Annotated in this window: 19 protein-coding genes; 9 read left to right on the forward strand and 10 right to left on the reverse strand. The window is 66.8% G+C overall.

Annotation, left to right across the window (positions count from 1 at the left end; translation table 11 throughout):
• Positions 1 to 75: 75 nt before the first annotated feature.
• From FGF80_RS04315 to FGF80_RS04335, 5 genes are read left to right on the forward strand one after another with little or no spacing between them, the layout of a single operon-like run.
• Positions 76 to 666 (forward strand): acyltransferase, encoded by a 591-nt coding sequence (locus tag FGF80_RS04315; protein WP_138652408.1) that lies wholly within the window; start codon positions 76 to 78, stop codon positions 664 to 666.
• A complete protein-coding gene (locus FGF80_RS04320; RefSeq protein ID WP_138652410.1) occupies positions 663 to 1,886 on the forward strand; it encodes a DegT/DnrJ/EryC1/StrS family aminotransferase in 1,224 nt (407 codons plus the stop codon). The genes FGF80_RS04315 and FGF80_RS04320 overlap by 4 nt, the downstream gene beginning before the upstream one ends.
• Entirely contained in the window at positions 1,883 to 2,908 is a 1,026-nt protein-coding gene (locus FGF80_RS04325; RefSeq protein WP_138652412.1) for a Gfo/Idh/MocA family protein, read from the forward strand. Before FGF80_RS04320 ends, FGF80_RS04325 begins: the two co-directional genes overlap by 4 nt.
• Positions 2,908 to 4,398: a nucleotide sugar dehydrogenase gene (locus FGF80_RS04330; protein ID WP_138652414.1), complete on the forward strand. Its 1,491-nt coding sequence runs from the start codon at positions 2,908 to 2,910 to the stop codon at positions 4,396 to 4,398. The genes FGF80_RS04325 and FGF80_RS04330 overlap by 1 nt, the downstream gene beginning before the upstream one ends.
• The gene (locus FGF80_RS04335; protein WP_006184451.1) at positions 4,391 to 5,470 is read left to right on the forward strand and encodes a glycosyltransferase family 2 protein; all 1,080 of its coding nucleotides are present in this window, start codon (positions 4,391 to 4,393) and stop codon (positions 5,468 to 5,470) included. Before FGF80_RS04330 ends, FGF80_RS04335 begins: the two co-directional genes overlap by 8 nt.
• A 97-nt stretch (positions 5,471 to 5,567) precedes the next feature.
• On the opposite strand, the gene FGF80_RS04340 is transcribed toward FGF80_RS04335, so the two are convergent.
• Complete coding sequence (locus FGF80_RS04340) at positions 5,568 to 5,774, reverse strand: hypothetical protein (protein WP_006184450.1); 207 nt, start codon at positions 5,772 to 5,774, stop codon at positions 5,568 to 5,570.
• A 107-nt stretch (positions 5,775 to 5,881) separates the two neighbouring features.
• Positions 5,882 to 6,982 carry a DUF354 domain-containing protein gene (locus FGF80_RS04345; RefSeq protein WP_006184449.1) on the reverse strand — a complete coding sequence of 367 codons (1,101 nt, stop codon included), beginning with the start codon at positions 6,980 to 6,982 and terminating at the stop codon, positions 5,882 to 5,884.
• Between the two features lie 162 nt (positions 6,983 to 7,144).
• Between FGF80_RS04345 and FGF80_RS04350 the strand changes: the two genes are divergently transcribed.
• Positions 7,145 to 8,137 carry a glycosyltransferase gene (locus tag FGF80_RS04350; protein ID WP_138652416.1) on the forward strand — a complete coding sequence of 331 codons (993 nt, stop codon included), beginning with the start codon at positions 7,145 to 7,147 and terminating at the stop codon, positions 8,135 to 8,137.
• 88 nt (positions 8,138 to 8,225) lie between these two features.
• Here FGF80_RS04350 and FGF80_RS04355 read toward each other — a convergent pair whose 3' ends face one another.
• The 4 genes from FGF80_RS04355 to FGF80_RS04370 form a co-directional block, all read right to left on the reverse strand.
• Positions 8,226 to 9,206, reverse strand: a complete 981-nt coding sequence (locus tag FGF80_RS04355; RefSeq protein WP_006184447.1) for an NAD-dependent epimerase/dehydratase family protein — start codon at positions 9,204 to 9,206, stop codon at positions 8,226 to 8,228.
• On the reverse strand, positions 9,203 to 10,132 hold the full coding sequence (locus FGF80_RS04360) for a DUF362 domain-containing protein (RefSeq protein WP_138652418.1): 930 nt from the start codon (positions 10,130 to 10,132) through the stop codon (positions 9,203 to 9,205). Before FGF80_RS04360 ends, FGF80_RS04355 begins: the two co-directional genes overlap by 4 nt.
• A complete protein-coding gene (locus FGF80_RS04365; RefSeq protein ID WP_138652420.1) occupies positions 10,129 to 11,244 on the reverse strand; it encodes a Gfo/Idh/MocA family protein in 1,116 nt (371 codons plus the stop codon). Before FGF80_RS04365 ends, FGF80_RS04360 begins: the two co-directional genes overlap by 4 nt.
• Before the next feature lie 109 nt (positions 11,245 to 11,353).
• Positions 11,354 to 12,286, reverse strand: a complete 933-nt coding sequence (locus FGF80_RS04370; protein WP_049907900.1) for a polysaccharide deacetylase family protein — start codon at positions 12,284 to 12,286, stop codon at positions 11,354 to 11,356.
• A gap of 269 nt (positions 12,287 to 12,555) precedes the next feature.
• Between FGF80_RS04370 and FGF80_RS04375 the strand changes: the two genes are divergently transcribed.
• Positions 12,556 to 14,148 carry an alkaline phosphatase family protein gene (locus FGF80_RS04375; protein ID WP_138652422.1) on the forward strand — a complete coding sequence of 531 codons (1,593 nt, stop codon included), beginning with the start codon at positions 12,556 to 12,558 and terminating at the stop codon, positions 14,146 to 14,148.
• Here FGF80_RS04375 and FGF80_RS04380 read toward each other — a convergent pair whose 3' ends face one another.
• Both FGF80_RS04380 and FGF80_RS04385 read right to left on the reverse strand, forming a co-directional pair.
• Complete coding sequence (locus FGF80_RS04380; protein ID WP_138652424.1) at positions 14,149 to 15,543, reverse strand: PAS domain-containing sensor histidine kinase; 1,395 nt, start codon at positions 15,541 to 15,543, stop codon at positions 14,149 to 14,151.
• A gap of 116 nt (positions 15,544 to 15,659) precedes the next feature.
• Entirely contained in the window at positions 15,660 to 16,967 is a 1,308-nt protein-coding gene (locus FGF80_RS04385; protein ID WP_138652426.1) for a hypothetical protein, read from the reverse strand.
• A 359-nt stretch (positions 16,968 to 17,326) separates the two neighbouring features.
• On the opposite strand from FGF80_RS04385, the gene FGF80_RS04390 reads away from it, so the two are divergent.
• Both FGF80_RS04390 and FGF80_RS04395 read left to right on the forward strand, forming a co-directional pair.
• A complete protein-coding gene (locus FGF80_RS04390; protein ID WP_006184440.1) occupies positions 17,327 to 19,120 on the forward strand; it encodes a hypothetical protein in 1,794 nt (597 codons plus the stop codon).
• 559 nt (positions 19,121 to 19,679) lie between these two features.
• Positions 19,680 to 20,630 (forward strand): hypothetical protein, encoded by a 951-nt coding sequence (locus tag FGF80_RS04395; RefSeq protein WP_138652428.1) that lies wholly within the window; start codon positions 19,680 to 19,682, stop codon positions 20,628 to 20,630.
• Between the two features lie 614 nt (positions 20,631 to 21,244).
• On the opposite strand, the gene FGF80_RS04405 is transcribed toward FGF80_RS04395, so the two are convergent.
• Entirely contained in the window at positions 21,245 to 23,314 is a 2,070-nt protein-coding gene (locus FGF80_RS04405) for a right-handed parallel beta-helix repeat-containing protein (RefSeq protein WP_138652430.1), read from the reverse strand.
• Between the two features lie 332 nt (positions 23,315 to 23,646).
• The gene (locus FGF80_RS04410; protein ID WP_138652432.1) at positions 23,647 to 25,110 is read right to left on the reverse strand and encodes a flippase; all 1,464 of its coding nucleotides are present in this window, start codon (positions 25,108 to 25,110) and stop codon (positions 23,647 to 23,649) included.
• Positions 25,111 to 25,114: the final 4 nt, after the last annotated feature.

The raw sequence follows: 25,114 nt of genomic DNA on the forward strand, positions 1-25,114 counted from the left end.
CACGGCGCTGCGCTGCCGTCACGTTCGCTCGAGCGACGGCTGGGGCGGCCCCCGTTCGAACGGAGGGGAGCAGCGATGAGCGAAGCAGTACACGACATCGTCAGCGGGGACGGGTGTACGATCGACGACGGGGCAACGGTCGGCTACGGTGAGTTCGAGGAGCCGACCCGGTTCGGTGACGGGGCGACGGTCAGAACGGGCTCGATCGTCTACGGCGACGTGACGATCGGCGACGAGTTCGCGACGGGCCACGACGTCCTGATTCGCGAAGGGACGACGATCGGCGACGACGTACTCGTCGGGACCAAGACGGTCATCGACGGACGGACGACGATCGGCTCACACGTCAGCCTGCAGACGAACGTCTACGTGCCGACCGAGACGACGATCGGCGACAATGTCTTCGTCGGCCCGGGAGCCGTGCTGACCAACGACGAGTACCCCGTTCGAACCGACGACGGGCTCGAGGGACCGACGATCGAGGACGGCGCGTCGATCGGCGCGAACGCGACGGTGTTGCCGAGCGTGACGATCGGCGAGAACGCCTTCGTCGCGGCCGGGGCCGTCGTCACGGCTGACGTGCCGGCGGAGTGCCTGGCCGTCGGGACGCCGGCGAGCGTTCGGGAACTACCGGCACCGCTCGAGGGGGGCAACCGGCTCGCATGACCGACACCGAACCCAACCCCGAGGGCGATGCGAGCGTCGAAGCGGCCACCAGCGTCGGCGCGGGAACGGAAGCGGTCGATGCCGACCCCGAACTCGACCGCGACGGCGCGTCGACGCCGGTTCCGATCGCCGACCCCGAACTCAGCGCCGACGCCATCGAGCGCGTCGCGTCGATCCTCGAAGCGGGGCGACTCGCCGACGGCCCCGAAGTCAGGGCCTTCGAGGAGGAGTTCGCGGACTACTGCGGGACCGCTGCTGCGGTCGCGACCGCCAACGGAACCACCGCCCTCCACGCGGCGCTCGAGGCGATCGGACTCGAAGCGGGCGACGCGGTGATCACCTCGCCGTTTTCCTTCGTGGCGAGCGCAAACGCGATTCGGCTGGCGGGCGGGACGCCCGTTTTCGCCGATATCGATCCCGAGACGTACACCCTGGACCCGGCGGACGTGGAACGCGTCCTCAACGAGCGGAACGATATCGTCGGGCTCCTTCCCGTTCACCTCTACGGGCTCCCCGCGGACATGCCGGCGCTGTGCGAGCTGGCCGCTGCACACGACCTGTTCGTCGTCGAGGATGCCTGTCAGGCCCACGGGGCGAAGATCGACGGCCGGCGCGTCGGCGAGTTCGGCGATGCCGCGTGTTTCTCGTTTTATCCGACGAAGAACATGACTACCGGCGAGGGTGGCATGATCGTCACCGACCGCGACGACATCGCCGCGCGGGCGGCGAGCTACGTCAACCACGGTCGGGAGACGGACGGGACCGGCGGCTACGAACACGTCGCCCTCGGCCACAACTACCGGCTGACGAGCGTGGCGGCGGCGATCGGTCGCACCCAACTCGAGCGCCTCCCGGCGTGTAACCGCGCCAGGCGCGAACACGCGGCGTACTACGACGACCGGCTCGCCGACCTCCCCCTCCAGACGCCGACGGAACCGGCGAACGCCCGGCACGTCTACCACCAGTATACGGTTCGGACCGACGATCGGGACGCCCTCGAGTCGACCCTCAGCGATCGGGAGGTCCAGACCGGCGTCTACTACGAGACACCCATCCACCGCCAGCCGGCCTACGAAACGGTCAGCACGGCCGCCGCGTCGTTACCGCAGGCGGAACGGGCCGCCGCCGATGTCCTGTCCCTGCCCGTCCATCCCGGGCTGACCGAGCGCGACCGACGGACCGTCGCCGAAGCAGTACGCGATCACTTCACCACCCAATGAGTACGGACCACCGAACGAACGCGACGAGGGAGGAACCGATCCGGGCCGGCGTCGTCGGCGTCGGCTCCATGGGCGAAAACCACGCGCGCGTCTACGGCGAACTCGCCGGCGTCGACCTCGCCGGCGTCACCGACCGCGACGACGACATCGCTGCGGAAATGGCAACGCGATACGGAACCGAGGCGCTCGCGCTCGAGACGCTGTGTGACCGCTGCGATGTCGTGACGGTCGCCGTCCCGACGCCCGTCCATTACGAGACGGTGTCGACCTGTCTCGAGGCGGGTGTCCACGTGCTGGTCGAGAAGCCGATCGCGGAGACCGTCGAGCAGGGCCACGCGCTGGCCGAGCAGGCCCGCGAGGCGGGGTTGGTCCTCCAGGTCGGCCACATCGAACGGTTCAACCCGGCAGTGCAAACGGTCGCGGAACTGATCAACGATCTAGACGTGATCAGCGTCGAGGCCGAACGCCTCGGACCGCCGATCGATCGGACGGCCCCGGGCAACGTGGTCTTCGACCTGATGGTCCACGACGTCGATATCGTCGGCTCGCTGCTCGACGACACACCACACTCGCTGGCCGCGATGGGGACCGACAACGGGCAGTACGCCACCGCGACCATCGAGTACGACGACGTCATCGCGACGGTGACGGCGAGCCGCCTCACGCAGAAGAAGGTCCGAGCGCTTACCGTCACCGCCCGCGAGTGTCTCGTCGAGGTCGACTACCTCGAGCAGTCGGTGTTGATCCACCGCGATTCCTATCCCGAGTACGTCGCGGACGACGGCCAGCCCCGCTACCGCCACGAGAGCGTCGTCGAGCGACCCCACGTCGACAGCGGCGAACCGCTTCGTAACGAACTCGAGTCGTTCATCGAGGCCGTTCGCACCGGGTCGACGCCGACAGTCACCGCCGAAGACGGGATCGCGGCCCTCGAGACGGTCAAAGTGATCGATCGGCTCGCGACGGGACCGTCGGAAGGGACGGACGACACCCCGCCGAAAGAACGTGAGGTGGAGGTCTGATGGCGGAGCGGTCGATCGACGGGGAGCCGACGCGCCGAGCCGGGAGTCCCGGCGGGCGGGCGACCGGCGGGCTCTACGGCTCGAGTCACCCGCCGGAGCGACAGCGCGATCGGGTGACCAGCGGCGAGGTACCGGTCGCCGTCTACGGGCTCGGCAAGATGGGGCTCCCGCTCGCGGCGGTGTACGCCGAGACGACGGGCAACGTGACCGGTGTCGATGTCGACCCCGCAGTCGTCGACACGATCGCCGGCGGCGGGAACCACGTCGTCGGCGAACCCGGTCTCGACGACCTCGTCGCCGCCCAGGTCGACGCCGGCCGGCTCGAGGCGACGACCGACGGCAAGGCGGCGGCCGCCGCGGCGCGGATTCACGTCGTCATCGTCCCGACGCTGCTGGACGACGAGAACGAGCCGGACCTGACGACCGTCGAGTCGGTCGCCGACGATATCGCCGCTGGACTCGCCCCTGGAGACCTGGTGATCGCCGAGTCGACGCTGCCGCCGGGGACCTGCCGCGACGTCCTCCAGCCCCACCTCGCGAGCGAGAGCGGGCTTGCGCCCGACGAGTTCGGACTCGCGTTCTGTCCGGAACGCACGTCCTCGGGGACGGCGCTGCGGGACATCCGCGGCCAGTACCCCAAGGTCGTCGGCGGCGTCGACGCCGAGAGCACTCGGGCCGCAGCGATCGTCTACGACGAACTCTCGGACAACGACGTCCACCCGGTTTCGGACGCGACGACCGCGGAAGCGGTCAAAGTGTTCGAAGGACTCTACCGTGACGTAAACGTCGGCCTGGCGAACGAACTCGGCCGTCTCGCGGACGAGTTCGGGATTTCCGTTCGCGAGGCGATCGACACGGCAAACGACTTGCCCATGTGTCAGTTGCACGATCCCGGTCCGGGCGTCGGCGGGCACTGTATTCCGTACTATCCGCACTTCCTGCTCGGCCGAACCGACGAGCCGCTGGCCGTGACTGGAACTGCTCGCCGCGTCAACGACGAGATGCCGTCGGTCGTCGCCGACCGCCTCGAGCGGGAACTCGAGCGGGCCGGGACGGCCCTCGCGGACGCGTCGGTCGTCGTCCTCGGGCTCACGTACCGCCCCGGCGTCGAGGAGACCCGTGCCTCGCCCGCGCTGGGTCTCATCGACGCCCTCGACGAGCGCGGTGCGGACGTCGCCGGCGTCGACCCGCTCGTCGATCCGGCCGACTACGGCGCGCGACCGGTCGCGATCGACGGGCTGGCCGCGGAGTCGTTCGACGCCGCCGTGATCGTCACGCCCCACGCGGCGTTCGATCGGATCGACTGGGATGCACTCGAGCCGATGACGGTCGTCGACGGCCGGGACGCGGTCGACCTCTCGGAGACGGCTCATCGGGAGTACGACCTGGCTGGCTCGAGCGACGGACGGCCGCCGAGCGGAGCGCGCGGCGACTCGGGGAGCCACCGTGAAGCGTCGCGGGCGACGCCGGGCGGAGAGAACGATGTATAAGGGGCACCGGATCGGCGTCGTCGTCACGGCATACGACGAGGCGTCGTTCGTCGGCCGCGTCATCGAGACGGTGCCCGACTTCGTCGACCGGATCTACGCCGTCGACGACCGATCGCCCGACGACAGTTGGGCGGTCATCAGGCGGGTCGCCGAGCGGGTCAACGAGGACGCCGAGGGCGAACCACTGCCGGACGTCGCGGTGGCCGACGGCGGCGACGACCGGCGCGTCGTCCCGATCCGCCACGAGGAGAACCGCGGTTACGGCGCGGCGGTCAAGACGGGCTACCGCCGCGCCGCCGAGGACGGGATGGACGTCGTCGCCGTGATGAACGGCGACGGGCAGATGGACCCCGCCATCCTCGATCGGATCGTCGACCCAGTCGTCACCGGCGAGGTCGAGTACGCCAAGGGCAACCGGCTGCTCCGGCCCGAGGATCGCGATGGCATGTCGACGTTTCGCTTCGTCGGCAACGCCATGCTCACCGGCCTCTCGAAGTTCGCCTCGGGCTACTGGTCGATCGGCGACCCCCAGAACGGCTACACCGCTATCTCGCGGACCGCGATCGAGGACCTCGATCTCGAGGCGATCACCGATCAGTACGGGTTCCTCAATCACCTGTTGACACACCTCAACGTGGCCGGCTTCCGCGTCGCGGATGTCCCCATGTCGGCCGTCTACGGCGAGGAGGAGAGCAGCATCGAGTACGTGTCGTTCGTGCGGTTCGTCTCCCTCCTCTTGCTCCGGAGCTTCTGCTGGCGGCTCGCGAACCGGTACGTGATCCGGTCGTTCAATCCGGCCGTCGTCTACTACGGTGCCGGCACGATCGGCCTGGCCGGCGGCCTGACCGGGCTCGTCGGCTCGGCCGTTCGGACGGCTCGAGGCAAGGACGGCGTCACGGGGGCGATCGCCGCGAGCATCGCCGCGCTACTCGGACTCCTCGCGCTCGGTACCGCCATCCGACTCGACGCCGAGGCGAACGCGGACCTCGAGCGCCCGTGTCCCGAGCGGGCGATGGCGAACCGGGAGCGGGAGCGAGACGGGCGAGCGCCGGCACGGGACGGCTCGAGGTAACCGCGCCGGGCGACGCGGCTTTCGATGCGGAACGCGGGCGCGCTCGTGGTCGGCTCTCGGGGCGAGACCCGCGGGCCGACCACGAACCGGCCGGCAGCTACTCGATCGAATACGTCACGATGTCCTCGCTCTCACAGGCGGGACAACGGGTCGTTCCGTCCGAGACGTTCGTCCCGCAGTCGCGGCACTCGTGGACGACCGTAACCGACGGGGCGTTGTCGCCGCTCTCGCGGGGAGCATCGGGGGAGTCAGTCGCGGACTCAGTCCCGGAGAGCAGGTGATCGAGGAGTGTGGAGAGGCTCATAGAACAGGGAGCGTATCGGCTCTTTTCCGGAGATGAATAAAAGTGTTTTGTGTACCCTAATAGGACACTATAGTTCGTGAAGAACCAGGACTGAGAGTCGAGACACGTCACATCGACCGCGAACGAGGCTGCAGGACGCGCTTGGTCGACCGGTCGAGTCGCTTCAGTTCCCCGCGGGACTGCGCTACGTCGACGAGCAGTTCGGTGAGGTTGACGAGGTCGGCCGTGTACTCGCGTCGCCGCGCTCGCCAGCGGTCGCTCGCACCGTCGTCGGCGAGGATCTCGAGGGAACGCGTCCGAACCGCGTCGTACTCGTCGAACTGTTCGGCCAGGCCGGCGCGCTCAAGTTCCCGGAACTCGCCGTACTCGTGGTCGTCGGTCCCACGGTAGCGAAAGGCGGGCGTTCCGAGCAGGGCGGCTTCGTTGACCATCGTTCCGGTGTCGGCAACCAGCAGCGAGGCCTCGGCCATGGCGTCGTGGATCAACGCGGGGTGGAGGTCATAAGACCGAGCGGGGAGGTCCCGGAGGGTCATCTCGTCGCCCTCGTCGGAGACGAAGACGGTCGCCACCTCGCTCAGCCGTTCGACTAGATCCCGTCGCTGTTCGGGACGGAACCCCTCGAGATCGGCGTCGTGGAGCGCGTCGAGCGCGTTGAATCGGACGATGACGTACGGTTCGTCCGGATCGACGTCGAGGTACTCGCGAACGTCGTCGTTCGCCTCGAAAACGTCGGGGTGGAGATAGGCACATTCCTTGAAGCCGTCGAAGGTATAGTGGGCGTCGCCGAGATCGCGACGCGTCACGGCCGGGGAGATGATACAGTCGGCGAACGGTCGCGACACGGTGTGGTTGAAATCGCCGGGTTCGTCGTCGAGGACGAGAACGACCGGTGTCCGCGAAACCGTGCCGGCGTAGGCGGCGTAGGGACCCCGACCGAAGACGACATCCGGATCGAACCGGATCGCTTCGATCCCGATCGTCAGGAACTGGCCACCCAGTTCGCGGGCGAACCCTACCCGCGAGTAGCCTTCGGTTTCGTGGTCGCCGTACACTCGGTAGGGCATGTCGAAATAGTCGAGTAGATCGGTCGTACAGGCGTACTCCCGAGTCAACACGAGCACGTCGTGTCCCGCCCGCTCGAGGCGGTCGACGGCGTGTCGATACAGGTGCACGTGTGCGGGCGTATTGGCCAAGACGAGGAGCCGCATCGACGCCGACTACCGGGCCTCGACCCTTTGTAATAGCATCGCTACGGGGGCAGTCGGTCCGAAGTCACCGTCTACGGACGGTTCGTCTAGCTGTACGTGAAGAAAACTCGCGTGCCTGCACGGATAACAAAGCGGCCCCGCTGCGTCGAGTCGGCCACCGAGATGCACGTCCTCACGCTCACCACGAACGCCGACGCTCCCTTCATGACCCAGCAGCTGGCGGCGCTTGAGGAGCGGGGCGTTTCCGGGACCACGATATCGGTGGCCGGCGAGGTCGATGCCGATACCGATCGGTCGCCGGCGGATTACGTGCGGACCGTTCCGCGGGTCATCCGAGAGGCCCGAAACGGCTACGACCTGATCCACGCCCACTACGGGCTGACGGCACCGATGGCGCTCGCACAGCTCCGGCAGCCGGTCGTCCTCTCGCTGTGGGGATCGGACGTGTACGGACCCGCCGCCCCCGTCAGCCGGCTCTCCGCGCCGTTCTGCGACGCGGTCGTCGTCATGTCCGAGGGGATGCGCACCGCCCTGGGCCGCGAGTGTACGGTGATCCCCGACGGGGTCGACCTCGAGAAGTTCCGGCCGGAGCCACAGGACCGAGCGAAAAAACGGGTCGGCTGGGACGCCGACGCGGACGCGTATGAAATATTGTTTCCGTACTCGCCCGCACGAGAGGTGAAAAATTATACTCGCGCAGAGCGCGTCGTGACCGTCGTCGACAACCTCCTCGAGCGCCCGGTGCGGCTCCGAACCGTCTACGGCGTCGACCACGACGCCGTGTCGGACTACATGAACGCCGCCGACGCGCTCCTGTTGACCTCCGACAGCGAGGGGTCACCGAACTCGGTGAAGGAGGCCCTGGCCTGCAACCTCCCCGTCGTCGCCGTCGATGTCGGCGACGTTCGGGAGCGCCTGGCCGGCGTCACCCCCTCGCACGTCGCAGCGACCGACGAGGACCTGATCCGCGGGTTGATCGACGTCCTCGAGCGCGGGGAGCGATCGAACGGCCGCGAGGCCGCCCGCGAGGTAAGCATCGACCGGACCGCGGACCGACTGCTCGCGGTCTACGAGCGGGTCGCCGGCACGACGAGCGAGACCGAGGCCGGCGGCGAGACGCGACACACGGGGGGAGCCGCGGGCCGAATCGAGTGAGTGCCCGAACGGGATCGCGTGGTACGGACGGTCGAAAGCGTCTGCCGAGACCGATCGGCCGACCCGCACTTCGATCGAACGCGATCGACTACCCGACTGCCGTTCGATACCACGCCATGGTCTCGGGCAGGTGGGCCTCGAGCGGCCGGTACTCGTACCCCAGTTCCTCGCTGGCTTTCTTCGAACTGTAGAACAGCCGCCGGGTTGCGAGGCGGGCCATGTCCCGATCGAACGGAAACACGCGCCGATCGGCGACGGCGTCGACGACCTCGGCGACGGGGCCAGCGGCGTGGATCGCCGTCGCAGGAACGCGGATTCGAGCGGGCGAGCCGTCGACGGCGTTGGCGATCCGGGAGACGGCGCTGTCGTAGGTGAGGTTCTCGCCGCCGAGGATGTAGTGATCGCCGCTAGTTCCGCGGTCGTACGCGGCCAGGAGGCCGTCGACGACGTCCGAGACGCCGACGATGCTCAGGCCCCCGGGGAGGTAGACGGGCATCGTCATATCGACGCCCATCGAAAGCAGTTGAGCGGTGAACGCCTCGTCCCCGGGGCCGAAGATCGAGGTCGGGTGAACGGTCACGGCATCCCCGTCAGCGTCAGCATACCGATCGACCAGGGCCGCCGCCTCGGCTTTCGCGGCCTGATAGGCCCCGATCGGCTCGGCCACGTCCGTCTCGTCCGCAACGCTGTCGTCTCCCTGCGGACGGCGCGTCCCGGCAGTACTGGTGAACACCACCCGTCCCACGTCGCCGTCACGACAGGCCTCGAGCACCCGTTCCGTCCCGTCACGGTTGACCGCCCAGACGGTCTCGGGGTCGGCGCTCCAGAGGCCGACCCCGGCGAGGTGGAAGACGGCGTCGGCCCCGTCGACGAGTTCCCGCAGCGTCTCGCCGTCGAAGATATCGCCGACGAACCAGTCGACGCCACAGCGGTCGCCCCGATCCGAGGTCGGCCGGCTGAGTCCGCGAACCGTCCAGCCCTCCTCGAGCAGGCGCTCACAGAGCCGTGAGCCGAGGAACCCGGTCGCTCCGGTGACCGCCGCCGTCCCCGGTTCGATCCCCCCGGTCATCGGTCGCCCTCGAGTTGCGGCGGGACGGCGTCGCCGGCCACCGCCGCGTAGACGCGGTAGGCAGTCGACACGGCGGGATGGGTGTCGTCCGCCGGGGGGAGCTCGCCGTCGGGGATTCGCGCTCGCAGCGCCTCGAAGTCGGCGTCGCCCGTGACGGAGATCGGCCCGCGGTCGCCGCGTGCGGTCTCGAGCGCCCCGTCGGCCGCGAGCGAGCGGCCGAGCAAGGTGGTCGCAACGGCGTCGACGGCGGGGGCCGAGCCCGCGAACAGCGCGTTCCCCGCGACGGGGTCGCCGCCGTAGGCGGTCGTCGCATCGAGGACGGCGACCGCGGGATCGATCGCCCGCGTCGCCGCGACGGGGGCTCGATCGGGTCCCGTGTCACAGTCGACGAGAGCAGCGAGCGTCCGCATCGCACCCGCGACCGGCCCGTTCTCGGTCGGCCGGAGCGACGGAACCACGACCACGGCCCCCTCGGCGAGGCGGTTGGGGACCGAGAGCGCGATCGGCTCGTCCGCGACCGCACAGACGTCACCAGTGTGCGAATCGTCGGCAAGATCGACGAGCGACGCCTCGAACCGCTCGAGAAGACTCTCGTAGCCGAGGTACCGCGCCGTCCGGTCGAACGAGATGCGGTCGTCGCTCGCGCCGGCGACCGCGATGTCGGCGTCCGTCTCCCGCTCGAGACGGGCGACGACCGCGCCGACGACGGCGGGATCGGTGACCATGCCCGACGACGGGTGGAAGGGGTAGTGTGCGTCGGGAACGAGCGTCACCCGGTCGGCCTCGGCGAGCGTCTCGAAGGCGGGCTCTAGAACGGTTCGAACCGGCGACTGGAGCGCGGCCATGCGGGCGTCGACATCGGGAATCCAACCGCCGCGGCGTTCGGCGGCGTCGACGGCGGCCGCGCGGACCGGTGCGGTGCTCACGGGGACACCTCCGGGGTTTCGAGGCCGTCGATATCGCCTGCGTCGTCGCCCTCTGCGGCGAGGTCGTAGGCCGTTTCCGCGAGTGCGATCGCTCGCCGGCCGTCCGTACCATCGACCGGCGGCCGCTGGCCCTCCCGAATCGCGTCACAGAAACCAGCCAGGGCGTCGTAGTGGGCCTGCAGGTAGAAGGTCGGACCGAAGACGTCCGGCTCGTCGCTCGTGAGCCGGCTCGCGACGTTCGACAGCGCGGCCGTCGCCGCGCCGGCGTAGAAGTTCGCCGGCAGATGCTCCCGATTGCTGATCGTTCCCGTCACGCCCTCGAGACGCAGCCGGGTGTTGACTTCCGGGAGCTGTTCCCACTGGTAGGTACCACAGTGGAGCGTGATCGTCGTGCCCGTCTCCGGCGCGTCCATGAGCACGGTGGCGGCGTCCTCGGCCTCGGTCTCGAGCGTCCGCCCCATCGAGGCGTCCCTGACCTCGAGGTCGCCGAACAGCCACTCGAGGACGTCGAAGCAGTGGACGCCGAGTTCGACGAGGGAGCCGCCGCCGGCGGCGTCGGGGTCCATGGGCCACTCCGGCGGCGCGTCACCGGCCGGGGGCCGACCGAGTGGATGGTCGTTGAGCCGCGTGATCGAGGCGTATGGAACGTGCCCCACGCTGCCCTCGTCGTAGGCCTCCTTGACACCCATCATATCCGGCTGGTAGCGCAGCGTGTGGTCGACGCCGACGGCGATCCCGGCCTCGCGGGCGGTCTCGAGCAGCCGATCGGCCTCCGCCGTCGAGCGCGCGAGCGGTTTCTCGACGAAGACGTCGACACCGGCCTCGGCGGCCCGCTCGACGGCGTCGGCGTGGAGGAAAGGCGGCAAGGCGACGACGGCCGCGTCGAGGGTTTCTGCGTCGAGCAACGCCTCGTAGTCGTCGTAGGTGCGGGAAACGCCGGCGCTCCGGGCTCGAGCGCGATTCTCCGGCCGTACGTCGGCGGCCGCGACGACCTCGACGGCCGGCATCGCGACCGCCGATTTCAGGTGTACCATGCCGATGTTGCCGACCCCGAGGAGGCCCAGCGAGAGGGCATCCGAATCGGTCCATCGATGTAAAAACGGTCGTGCCATCTGCCCGCATTCGGCGGGCTGCGGGCTTTGTTATCGTCGCCGTACCCGCCCGAGCGGACGAGTAGCGGACGCATTCGGCCGCCTGCGGGCACCGTCGACTGGGCCGCGATTACCGTCGGCTCGCCGTCGCCCGCTCGGCGCTACTCCGGGGACCCGCGACGCGACTGGCGACATCGGCCATCGTCTCGACGGTGAGGTCGGTCGCCGACCGCTGGCGATCGAGGTACGACAGGATCGCCCGCATGCGGCGGTCGTCCCGCTCGTGGGTCAGGTTGTTCGGATGGAGCCACATGTGAAAGAGCCCGTCAGTGCGCGCCGCCTCGTCGATTCCGCGGCGAGCCAGGGCGACCATCGGGTCCGCCCAGATCGACTCGGCGACGGTCCGCGCCGGCCCCTCGAACCCGAAGAGGAACATCGAGGCCGGCACGTTGACCAGACCGTACTCGTCGACGGTCGGCTCGACCAGCATCGAACGGTCGCGAATCGTCGAGTCGAAGACGCCCCGAACGCCGTCCCTGGTCGGCGACCGCCCACGGTAGGCCGTCACACCGTGGTCGGCCAACACGTCTCGGTGTCCCACGTCGTTGCGCGGATAGACGAACGAGTCGATCGACTGGTTCCAGTCGGCCGCGAGGTCGCGGCTGCGCTCGAGTTCGGCGTCGGCGAGTTCGCGGTCCGTCTCCGGGTGGCCGAACAAGACGTGCGAAAAGGAGTGGCTGGCGAACTCGTGGCCGGCGTCGGACGCGAGTACGTCGGCGACGAGGGCAGGACCGAACCGGAGGTCTTCGCGGTCGGCCCACGCGTTCCGTTCGCGCTCGAACCAGCCGTCGGGGGCCGGATGATCGGCGTGGGTCCCATCACAGGACTCGAGCATGAGGTGGCCGACGACGGCCCACGTCGCCGGGACATCGAACTCCTCGAGCAAGTCAATCATGACCGACCAGCCGCGGCGGCCGGCTTCGACGCGGTCCGCCGGCGGCGTGGCAAAATCGTGAAAGCCCCAGCCGAGTTCCGCGTCGAGCGACATTACGACGCTACCCACGGATCCCACCACGATTGCATGCGTCTCATATCCGGACCGTCGTGGGCGGGTGGCTTTGTTATGGATGTCCTGTTTGGCCGGCGGCTGACGACCGCGAGCCGTGCGAGGCGAGCGAGGGTCAACGAGACCGCCTCGCACACGAACCGACGAGTTAACGCCACCGAACAGCGACGGCTCGAGGCGGCCGTTGGCTGAAACCGCTCTATAACAAAGCGCTCACTCGGCAACCGCCCGGACAACAGGCGTCTTCGACGTCTCATACAACAAGCATGAGCGGATCTACGACTTCCTCCGAGCGAGCGTTCGTGCTCGGACTCGACGGCGTGCCGTGGAGACTCATCGAGCAATGGAGCGACGAGGGTATCCTCCCGAACTTCGCTCGGATGCGCGAAGCGGGTGCATCCGGAACGCTCGACAGCACTCGTCCGCCGACGACGCCGCTCGCGTGGCCGTCGATCGCCACGGGCGTGTGGCCGGACAAACACGGAATTTACGGCTTCCAGAACCTCTCGTCCGAATACAGCCACGAGATGTATACGAGCCGCGATCTCGCACAGCCGGCCCTCTGGGATCAACTCGGGCCGGCCCACGTCGGAAACGTCCCGATGACGTATCCGGCCCGCGAGATCGACGGCACCATGGTCACGGGGATGATGACGCCCTCGACGGACCGGGAGTTTACCCATCCGCCGGAGCTGCAAGCCGAGATCGACTCCCGGATCCCGAACTACGAGATCAGCCTCGACTATCCCGAGTACGCCGACCGGCCGGACGACTTCGAGGACGCCGTCGACGATGTCCTCGCGAAACGCCGCGACCTCATGGAGATCCAGATGGACCGCGCCGGCGACGACTGGCAGCTGTTCTTCTTCGTTTACACCGCGCCCGACCGGTTCCAGCACCTCATCTGGGACATGGACCGACTGCGCGCCCACTACGCGCAACTCGACGAGATACTCGGCGATGTCATGGCGTACACGGACGCCCACGACGCGGACCTCTACGTCGTCTCCGACCACGGTTTCGGCCCGATCGAGGGACTCGTCTACGTCAACCGCATCCTGGAGCAGGAGGGGTACCTGTTCCGGCGCGAGGACGAGGGCACCCGCGGGGCGCTCGCGAGCCTCGGCATCTCTCGCGACGCCATCACCGGGGCGCTCAACCGGGTCGGCATCACCGAGGAGACCCTCGTCCAGTCGCTGCCCCGGCGGCTGGTCGACTCCGTCGCCGAGCAGATTCCCGGCGATCACGCCCTCTACGACGTCGACTACGACCGTACCGTCGCCTTCGTCCACGACACGGGCAACTGCTATATCAACGACACGGAGCGTTTCGACAGCGGCATCGTCTCGCCGAGCGAAGTGCCGGAGATAAAGGCCGATCTCAGGGCCGCGTTCGAGTCGGCCACCGACGACGACGGCGATCCGCTGCTGGTCGTCCACGACGGGGACGATCTGTTCCCGACGGACGAGGGATCGCCGGATCTGGTGGTCTGTGGCCGCGGTGTTTACGAATCCCGCAGCGGGATGGCAACCGAGGTCCGTGGCGAGACGGGGACCTACGACGCGAGCCATCGCAACGACGGGATCGTCCTCTGTCGCGGCCCGTCGATCGCGTCCGGCGCGACCCTGCGCGGGGCTCGAGTGGTCGACATCGCGCCGACGCTGCTACACGGGATCGGCGAGCCAGTACCGGACAACGCGGACGGGCGGGTGCTCTTCGACGCCTTCGACGACGAGAGCGCGCCGTCCGCGACCAAGGTCGAGCGGACGACAGTGGGTCGGGTCGAGAGCGACGAGGCGGTCGACGAGGACTTCGACGACGTGGCGGACCGGCTGAAGGGACTTGGCTATATGGAGTGATCAGGACCGACTGCGCGGCACCGTCACGGTGATCGTGTTGCCGTTCTCGGCTCGGTCGAAGGCGATACGGCCCCCGGAGAGATCGACGGTCCAGTAGACGAGCCACAGCCCCAGTCCGGACGTGTGATAGACGTCGTTCATCTTCCAGTCGCCAGTCAGGACGCGAAACTCGACCTCCGGAATCGGCGGGCAGTTGTCTCGAACGACGACAGCGACCGTTTCCGGGGTGGAGCGGACGGTAACGGACAGCTCCGGCTGACCGTCGGGTTCGTGCCGGGCGGCGTTCTCGAGGAGTTCCGCCACGGCCAACTCGATCTCGTGGAGGGTGGTCGCGGTCGCCGACGCCGGCAGCGTCGTTTCGATCGTCGCGGTCGGATACCGCTCCCGGATCGTCTCGACCGCGTCAGTGACGACCGCGACGAGATCGATCGGCTCCGGCACGGCCCGGTCGGTGAGTAGTTCGATGATGTCGCGTTGTTTGTCCGCGCTCTCGAGGAGATTCCGGCCCTGGGTGCGGATGATCTCCGCCCGCCCACGAGACGCCGTATCGCCCTCCCGGGCGATACACTCGGCGTTGCCGAGGATGACGGCCATGTCGTTGCGCAGGTTGTGCCGGAGCAGGTTGTCCATGACCGCGAGCTGGCGTTCCCGTCGCCGCCGGTCGGTGATGTCTCGGGAAAAGCCGACGATGCGGACGACCTCGCCGTCCTCGATGATCGGTTCGGAGCGGACCCAGACCCAGTGGCTGTACTCCGCATCCGGGTTGACGCGATACTCCACGTCGACGGATTCGCCGGCCGAGGCGCGATCCATCGCCTCTCGGACGCACGGGATGTCGTCGGGATGAACGACCTCGAGGAACTGCCGGGGGTCGGCCTCGAGGTCGGCGACCGGCTGACCGAAGACGTCCTCGTAGGCCGGGTTAACGAACAGCAGTTCCGACCAGTCGCCGTCGAACATCCACAGCACGTCGCCGACGGTGCCGGCGATCGTTCGCAGTCTGCTCTCGGCGTCGCGGCGTTCCTGCTCCGCGGTCACCTGATCGGAGATATCCCGCGAACTGACGACGTAGCCGTCGAGCGCCGCGTCCGGCAGGTTCGTCACGCGACTCTCCAGCCACACCCACTCGCCGTCCGCGGTCGCGTGGCGATAGCGAACCGTCGCCGACGCGCCCGTCGCACTGACCTGCTCGAGCCGATCCGCGACGGCCCGCCGGTCGTCGGGGTGGATGTACGCCGCGGACTGCTCGCCGACGAGGTCCGCCGGCTCGTAGCCGAGGATCGGGTCGCTCGCCGCGTTGAGGTAGACGTAGGTGCCGTCCGTATCGACGATGGCGAGTTTGTCTTGGGCGTGCTCGAGCAGGACGGAAGCCATATCGCCGAGTTCGACGGTCATCGCGATACTGTGGGACAGTTTCCCGTAGCGAAGCAAAAGCGTGGTGGGAGTGCGACCGGACGCAGGCGGAACGACGCGGCTCGAGCGGGTGCCCGATCGAGGCGGCGAAGCCGACGCTATCGATCCGAACGGACGCGTTGCAGGCCGGTTTTCGCCGCCACCCAGGCCGGGTACACGGTGTTGTAGACGGGTGGGGGGGCGTTTCTCGCGCCAGCACGGAGGAGCCGATGGGTGAGCGGCGGTTCGGAGGCCGAAATCAGGTCGTCCAGATCGACGCCAGCGAGCCACTCGAAGAAGGCCCGTTCGGCCGGCGTGGCCGGGTCCGTGTCGCGGGCACGCTCGCGGATGTCCGCCCACATGTGACGCTCGTCCTGGCCGAGCACCCACTCGCCACGCTCGAGCGACCGCCGGAGCCGACAGTAGTCCCCCTCGGCGAACGGATAGCCGTGATCGGCCGGCTCGAGGCCCGAAAGGCGAAGCCCGACAGCGGTGCGGTAACACTTTTCACACTCGCCGCAGTTTCCGTCCATGCGGTCGTTACAGGTCTGGAGTCGCAGCGTCGGCTCCTCGCTGCGGACGTAGTCGGCGATGACATCGAGGCGCTCCTGTCGGGTGAGTTCGTAGCCGTCGTGGTGACACCGCGTCCCGGTCCACCGGACGCGCTCGTCGATATCGGGGCGTGAGCCCCATTCGAGGTCGATGCCGTCCCAGTGAGTCGCGGCGACGTAGAGATCCGTCAGCCCCCGCGCGTAGGCCATCGGGGCACAGAGACCGAGCAGCCCCAACCCGTGGCCGACGGAACTGTACCAGCCGCCGTCGACGTGCCGTTTGTAATGGGCCAACAGCATCGCATGGTCGAGAAACGAAAGCATGTTCGACTCGACGAACGCGGTCTCACAGTCGTGATCATCAGCGAACCGCGAAACGCGCGTTCGCAGCGCGTCCCATTTCCCGTCGTCGTCGGGGCTGGGGGTAATCGTCCAGCCCCGAATGCTGATCAACGTCGGCGACTCCTCGCGGTGGCGGACGTACGAACACGTCGAGTCGACGCCGCCGGTAAAGAGCAGTCCGCTCCCGTCGCTCGGCTCCGGTTCCGGGTCGATGGTCCGCCGCGCGTAGAGGGTCCCACCGTCGAGGAAGTCGTGCATCTCACACAGGGTCGTCTTCACGTCCGCGAGGGCGCGCGCGAACGTCGCGTCGACCTCGTCGACGTAGATATCGGCCCCGTTGGCCCACGCGACGGGACAGACCTGCGCGAGGACCGGGATCGCGAGCACGCCGTCCGGAACGGCCGCGATCGGGACGTCGTAGTCGGTTCGGAACGATTCGTCGGTGAAGAACCGCTCGAGGTCTGACGTGGCTCGAATCGAGCACTCGAGGGTTCCACTGTCGGCCGTCAGTCGGTCGATAAGGATCGATGACATAGTGAAGACATCTCGCGCTCGAGTGAGCGGACCACGACCGACTACAAAAACGACCGGAACCGTTGATCGATCAGCGCTCGAGAAATGCATCCATAGCTGACTGTCCCGACTCGATAGGGACGGAATACTTCGGCTGCGGCGGTCCCCGCTCGCCCCGTTTGCAGCCGAACGAACGCGGCGCACGCGCTCGAGAGGGGTCTGCAGGGCAAACGTCCGGGCGGGACGCCGGCCGTACGGCGTGGAGCTCGCCTCCCGATATGGTTTCGAGGGTAGGTGCCGGATAACAAACCCCGACAGCGTCGACGACTGGCTCGAGAGATGCGTACCGAGACTGGCCCGGACGAGCGCGGTGGGATGAAATGAGACGATCGACGCTCAACGTGACGGTCGCGGTCGGGTTTCTCGCAGTCGCGGTCGGCACCCTGATCGCGAGAGCGAACCCGGCGACGGCCTACGAATCCTCGGTTTACGTGGGCTCGCCGACGATCACCTGGGTCGTGTTCGCGTTCGCGCTCGCAATCGCAGTCGGGACGACCCTGTCCTGTCGGGGTCGCCGACAGGGGTACGGGATCGTGCTGGGCGGGACGACGGTGATCGCCATCGTGAGTCTCCCGGTGATCCGGAACTATCGCTTCGCCGGGATGGGCGACGCGATGACGCATCTGGGCTGGACCCGAGACATCGTGTCCGGGGGAACCGCGCCCCACGAACTGTTCTATCCGGGGTTACACGCCATTGCAACGGTGTTTCACGTCGTCGGCGGCGTCCCGATCGAACGCGGGCTCCTGATCGCGATGGTCGTGCTCTTCGTTCCGTTCGTCGTCTTCGTTCCGCTCGCCGTCCGCGATATTGCGGGCAGCGGACTGGCGGTCGGACTGTCCGCGATCGTCTCCTGGATGGTCCTCCCAGTTAACAACATCGCGACGTTCATGGGCGTTCATACCAACTCGAACGCACTCTTTCTGGTTCCGCCCGTCGTCTTCGCGCTCGTCGCCTACCTCCGGCGTCGGTCGATGGTCGAACGACTCCCGCTCGGGCTATCGCCGTTCAGCGTCCTCGTCTATCTGACCGGCCTCACGCTCCTGTTGGTCCACCCCCAGCAGATGTTCAATATCATCGTCCTCGTCGCCGCGATCAGCGGCGTTCAGTTCCTCGCTCGCCGACGGTTCGACGAGCACCCGATGCTCGAGCACCCGACGACGTACACACACACGATCGTCCTCGGTGGAATGTTCGGGCTCTGGGCGCTCGGGAACGAACGGTTTAGAAGCGCCGCGTCCGGGCTAGTGTACGGGCTGCTCTCGCAGGACGTCGGTGCCGGGGCCGAGGTCGACCAGCGAGGATCGTCGCTGACCGACATCGGCGGGAGCCTCGCCGAGCTCTTCGTGAAGATGTTCCTCGATGCCGCGATCATCGGACTTCTCGTCGGCCTATTCATCCTGGCCGTCTGGCTCGGTCGGACGAGCCTCGACGCCGAGAACAGATCCTTCGTCAACTACGTCAGCTTCGGACTCATTCCCTTGGGCGGCCTGTTCGGGGTGTACTTCGTCGGAACGCCCACGATGGCGTTCCGACAGGTCGGCTTCATCTACGTCCTCCTGACGATCCTTGCCGGAATCGCGCTGGCACAGGTTACCGGCGGGCTCTCGAGCGTGCTCACGAGACCGGGAGCGAACGCGGTCACCGCGCTGGTGCTCGGCTGCTGTCTGGTGCTCGGGTTGCTCACGGTGTTCGCGTCGCCGCTGATCTACAACCCGGGCCAGCACGTGACTCCCGAAATGATGAGCGGCTACGAGGACGGTCTGGATCACGGGGCCGAGGGCGTTCCCTACGCGGGTATGGGGTACGACCCCTACCGGTACGATCACGCGATCAACGGTATCCCGGGCGGCGGCGAGACCGTTGGTGGCGCGTCGGCGGCCACGGGAACCGTCAACGCGACCGTGTTCTCGGCGGGCAACTACAGCGGGGCCTATCCGACCGACGAGTACTACTTCGTCTTCACGGAGTGGGACAGAACGAAAGAGATCGACGTCTATCAGGAACTCAACTACCGCGAAGCCGCACTCGAGGGGCTCGACACCGACCCGGCCGCGAACAAGGTCGTCTCGAACGACGAGTTCGAGATGTACGCTATCAGTAGCAGGCCGTAGCGACGCTCCCGTTCCGCAGGCCGCTGCTGCCACTGTTGACCGGGACGGGCGAGTTTCGGCCGCCGCCGACTCCCGGCCCCACGACGAACGAGATGTGCCGATTTCTCCTCGCGCACGCGAGCACGTTCGAGTCCTTCCCGTGACGGGACGCGCCGTCGACTCGAGACCGCTGTCGGCACTCCTCGCTGGTGGTCTCCGCTCCGTCGGGACTGACGCATCTCGTCCGAGCCCCCGAGACCGGTCGAAGCGGCCGGTAAGAACTGCTTACGACTCGAGAAAGACGATGCTGTCCGTCCGAAACGGTGTCGGCGATACCGAACGCCGCTTTCGTCTTCCCCGTCGGGTTCGAGGTCGAGAGCGCCTCTCCGCTCGACACGCGCTCGTTTCTTCGACAAAGAGTCGATTACGGCCACGGAAATTGTCGTCAATTCGTTCATAAGTTCGTGGATAAATATCGATAGATTGTGACTCCATACCCAGTGTTAGAAATATATTCTGTAAATTTAAGCCATATCTCCAAGAAAAAGTTTATGTGTGTAAGCCGGAGTTACGGACATGTATGGCGCAGAACCCCCGTACGTCCGAGACGGAATCCACTCCGACTGCAGGCCGTAACAGCGGATTAAGCCGCCGTAACTACGTTCGCTCGCTCGCCGCCGTGGCGACCGCAGCGACCGCGATCGGCGGGGCCGGCACGGCCGCCGCTCAGGACGACTACGAGGTCATCGAAGCCGAGGGACAGACGATCACCATCGACGCCGGTGAGACCTGGGAGAACAAACTCATCGATATGACGACCGGCCAGGACATCATCATTACCGCTCACAGCAGCGACTGGACGATCCGGAACGTCGGCTTCAAAGGCAAGAACACCTCCGGCACCGGGACCGCCACGTTCGGCATCTCCGATACGAGCGGCGGCACCTGTACCGTCGAGAACGTCTATCTCGGCGACGGCTCGAGCACCGGGAACGGGAACCCGAACGGCCACGGACAGACGGCCTTCTGGGTCGCGCCGGACCACAACGGCCACATCGACTTCGAGAACGTCAACATCCAAAAGTTCGCGGACAACGCGATCTACGGTTCCGCACCCGGCACCAAGGGTGGCGGAACGATCCACATCGACAGCAGTTTCGCCGCGAACTGTTACGTCTCGCACTTCCGACTGGCGACCGAAGGGAGCAAGGTCACGAACTCGAGCGTCTACGTCGACGGTAGTCACGGGTACGTCGGCCGCGGTATCTGGGGCTGGGCCCCGGGGACGATCGAGGTCGAGGACTGCCAGATCGAGATGAACGGACAGAACACCGCCATCGACGCCGGTGCGAACGGGAACCCGACCGAGATCGCCGTCACGAACACCGATTACGACGACGGGGCCGGCATCGCCGAACACGCCGGCTCGAACGTCCAACTCGGCGACGGCGTCGGGACCGACCCCGAGGCGTTCATCCCGCAGGGCGTCCCGACGAGCCCCGAAGAAGCCGCGTCCGGTTCACAGAAGTAACGACGCTGCCCGTTTTCGCGGAGCATCGACCCGCTGACGCGACCGATCCCGCCCTCCGACGCGTGTACGTCCCCCCTCACACGCCGTTTCGGTCCCCGCTGACGTGACGCTCTCCGCCACGTGACGCTCGGTGCGCGGACGCTATCCTCGCGACCGGTTTTCCAGTCTCGTTTTTCGGACCTGATTCGAGCGACACACTGACTAGCCGCGTCTCCCCACGGTCTCGCGGGACGACCGCGACAGCACGACGGGACATCCGACGCTCCAACGGCAGTGAGCCGTCGGCGTGCAGAGAGCGGACTCGAGAACGGATCGCTTCCGCATCGGTCGTGGCCGCTGCCGTCGGGTGCGGTCGGCAGCGACCGACGGACTGTGGCGATGTGGACCGAGCGACGGAGAACGACGATCCAGAGGGAGGACCGGCAGTAATACTGTGTTACCCGTGAGTGCGTACCGATCCGCGACGGCGACCGCGCGCCGGTTACGGCGGAGGGCCGTGGCTGGCGGGTTCTTGCGGCCCGAGAATCGAACCGGAACGAGCAAAACAAGTAGATCGCGCCGATCACAGGTGCCGCATCGCGACTCACTGACGCTGCGTCAGTGACCGATGCCGACTACTGTTCGCGCGCGTTGTACTGTACGTCGACCGTCGCGTCGCCGAGGATCCGGAAGTCCTCGATATCGCCGTCGAACCAGTAGGCGTCGAGCCAGTTGCCGACGCCGCCGCGGACCGTCGTGTCCTCGACGATATCGTTCTCGTCGACCGACGCGTCGCGGTACTCGGCCTGAATGACCTTCCCGTCGACGCGGAACGAATACGTGCTCGGCTCGGCCGTTTCGGTCCCGTCGAAGACGACCGCGTGGGGGAGCAGTTCGGGGTCGCCGTACTCCTCGAGATCGATCTCGTCGCCGTCAACGGTGATGGTGGGCGTCCCGTTGATCAGCGAAACGTCGGTTAGCGTCCCGGAGAAGCGAAAGCGGAGGCTGCCGTCGGTGACGGTGCTCTGAACCGTCGAGCCGGAGATCGTCGTCGCCTCGTCTTCCGGCGCTTCGTCGGAAGCGAGTTCGATGTTGCCGTCGACCGTGATCTCGAAGCCGACCGGGGTTCCCGTCCCCTCTACCTCGAGGACGTGAGGGAGGTCGGACCCGTAGTCGGCGGGATCGATACGATCGCCGTTGATGGAAACGGTACCCGGTCCATCGACGGTCAGTTGGTCGACCTCGCCGCTGTACCGGAAGGCGTCCTTCCAGTCGGCGACGACACCGTAGACGGTGCCGTCCTCGATGGCGTCCTCGTCGTCGATCGAGGCACCCTCGTACCCGCTCCGTTCGGCCTCGCCGCTGACGGTGAACTCGTAGCGAGTCACGTCCTCGTCGCTCCCGTCGATGACGATGATGTCGTCCAGAACGTCGTCGATATCCGCAGGGTCGATCTCGACGCCGTTGACCCGAACGGTCGCGTCGCCGTCAACGGACAGGCGCTCGATTTCCCCGTCGAAGCGGAACGCGTCGAGGTAGTCGGCGACGGTACCGCTGGCGCGGGTGCCGTCGACCGAGGCCGCCGCGTCGATCGTCGCGTTCTCGTCAGTGCTGGGCTCGACCGCCTCGCTGACGACGAATTCGTAGCTCGTCGTGTCCGACGTGCCGTTCCCGTCGAAGACGACCGTGTTCGCCAGCGACGAGCCGTCGGAGTCGTCGGTCGACGGCTCGGTGCCGGACTGATCGCCGGACGAACTGCCGCTTGCGGCCTCCTCAGCCGAGGTCGGCACCCCGTCGGGCATCGAGAGGTCGGGGTTCGAGCCGAGTCCGTCCCCGCGAGTGAGACGAACGTCACCGCGCTGGCTGATGCCGTCGAACTGCGTGTCCGCGATGCGGATTCGCGTCGTCTCACCGTTTCGACCGAGGTGGATCGCGTCGTTGTAGGAACCGGAGCTGAAGTCACAGCCCGTGACCTCCATCCGGCCGGGGTTCCAGCCCCAGAAACACCGACCGTTGTAGCGGCCGTTGCCGTCGTTGTACGCGACGGAGTCCGTACACTTCGAGCCGTCGGAGCTGAGACGGAAGCTCGAGACGTAGTTGTTCGCCGCGTAGCAACGATCGATGTGGACCGTGCCGCCGTTGCCGTTGTATCCGGGCGCGGACGCGTAAATCCCGTTGTTGGGCCAGTCCTGAACGTTACAGTGCCGAATGTCGATATGCCCGCTGTGTTCCGGCGCGACCCAGATCCCACACTGTCCGTGGGAACTGTAGCTGCTCGGGCGCACACAGCCGTCGCCCATATAGACGTTTTCGATCGTCGACGTGTTGCCGTCGACGTCGGCGACCGCGATCGCGTGTCTGTCGTAGCGGTGGGTCCCGACGAAGCCGACGTTCCGGATCGTCCAGTTCGTCGACTCTCGAGCGTAAAGCCCGAACCAGTTGCCGTTCGAAAAGTCGATGATCTTGTTCTCGAAGACCTCGCCGTCGTCGATGGTGTACCACTCGTTGGACGCCTCGATGACTTCGTAGTCGTCCTGGGCGGCCGCGGTACCGGTCGCGAACCCGCCGCCGATCACGGACGCCGCACCAGTCAGCTTCAGATACGAGCGACGGTCGAGTAATTCGTTGTTACCGCTCGTATCACTGCTTTCGAGGGCGTTATCCGCGGAATCGCCATCATCCAATACCGAATTGTCGCGTGCCATGCGTTCGGTTAAGGAGAATATGTCCCCATAAACTTTCCGCTTAAATCTGTATAAAATAAACAGAAGTTCAGATATTCATCGATGTTTGTTGGTTAGTATATCGTATTATAAGCTGTATGTTTTATAGTGAGGCCGCAACACGGCGTCGCGGTAATCGTATATTACCGCCGTTTCGTCCGAACGCGCTGACACTCTCGCCTGTCGATCAGTCAAGTATTGCTGGTATCGAATACGTTGGGGTTTTCGAGCCGGTCATCGAGCGCCGACTCCCTCGGAGTCGACCGAGTCCGGGAGAAGCGCGCACGAACGGTGTCCTTCGTCGGCGGGGCGCGTCAGATGTAGGCTCGAATCTCGTAGATGTCGACGAGACCGCTCGCGACGGAGAGCACCGCCCAGACTGCGACGCCGACGGCGATGACCGCCAGCAGCGTGATGAGTCCGGTAACGAGCGGCTGTAACGCCACGACGGCGGCGGCCATCGCGACCGTCACGCCGCCGGCCGTCGTGATCGACGTCGCGAGCCGCCGCCAGCGCAAGGCGAGTTCCCGATCGATCAGATAGACGTTGTAACACACCATGAGCGCGTAACAGAGCGCCGTCGACATCGCCGCGCCGACGACGCCGATCGCCGGGATCAATACGAGGTTCAGTCCGAAGTTCAACGCGCCGGTGAGCCCCTTCCCGACCGCGCGCTCGGTCGCCCGACCCAGGTAATCGAGACTGTCGTTGGTGATCTTATCGATCGCCTGAAACAGGACGAAGACGCTGAACACCTGCAAGACGGGCGCGGCACCGGTGTACGCGTCGCCGAAGACGAACCGGACCCCGGGTTCCGCCAGGAGGACGATGCCGGCGACCGCCGGCAAATACACCAGGAGGACGTACTCGAGCGACTGCTCGTACACCCGAGCGGCGCGCTCGAGTCGTTCGGACGACTTGTGCTCGCCGAACGTCGGTGCGACGGTAAAGCCGAGCGAGTCGGCGGGCGCGATCACGAACGTAGAGATCTGTTTGGCGAGTTCGTAGAAGCCGACTGCGACCGGCGTCAAAAAGAACCCGACCATCAGCGTGTCGACGCGCTTGTACAGCACGTTCGCGCCCTGCGAGGCTGTCAGCGGGAGACTGTACCTGCCGATCCGCGTCGAGAGCCCGGGCTCTGGGGATTCGGTCGCGGGGTACGACGCGAGGATTCGGTAGAGGAAGTACCCGCCGACGGCGACGGACACCAGGTACCCGGCGACGAAGCCGGCCAGCGCGCCGTACGCGCCGAAGCCGGCGACAAGGAGGAGCACGATGCAGCCGAGTCGGCTGACGCTCGAGACCGTACTGGTCGCTGCGGTCAGGGTGACTTCGCCAAAGCCTTGGAACGCGATCAGCAGGTAGCCGTGGGCGACCTTGACGACGATGAACGCGATGCCGAGCGCCAGCAACGGCTCTAACCGCGGTTCACCGTACGCGGCCGCGATCGCGCCGCGACAGAGGAAGAACAGGACGCAGACGAGTCCGACGGTAACGACGTTGAACGCGATCGAGGACCGGACGATGTGGCGGATCTGGGTGTCGTCCGTTTCCCGGTACTCCGTGACGAACCTCGCCATCGACTTCGGAATCCCGAGGGTCCCGAAGAGGGTCGCGATCGAGAAGACCGCGATGGCGAGGAAAATGAGGCCGTACTCGTCGGGCGAGAGGAACACCCGCGTGAGCAACAGGGTGATGGCTCCTTGCGCGCCGAGTCGAAGTAGTTCAGCGCCGAACGTGGCCGTGACTCCGCGGACGATGCGCTGTGACAGTGACATTGGA

Origin of the sequence: Natrinema pallidum (assembly GCF_005890195.1) — an archaeon.
Lineage (GTDB): Archaea > Halobacteriota > Halobacteria > Halobacteriales > Natrialbaceae > Natrinema > Natrinema pallidum.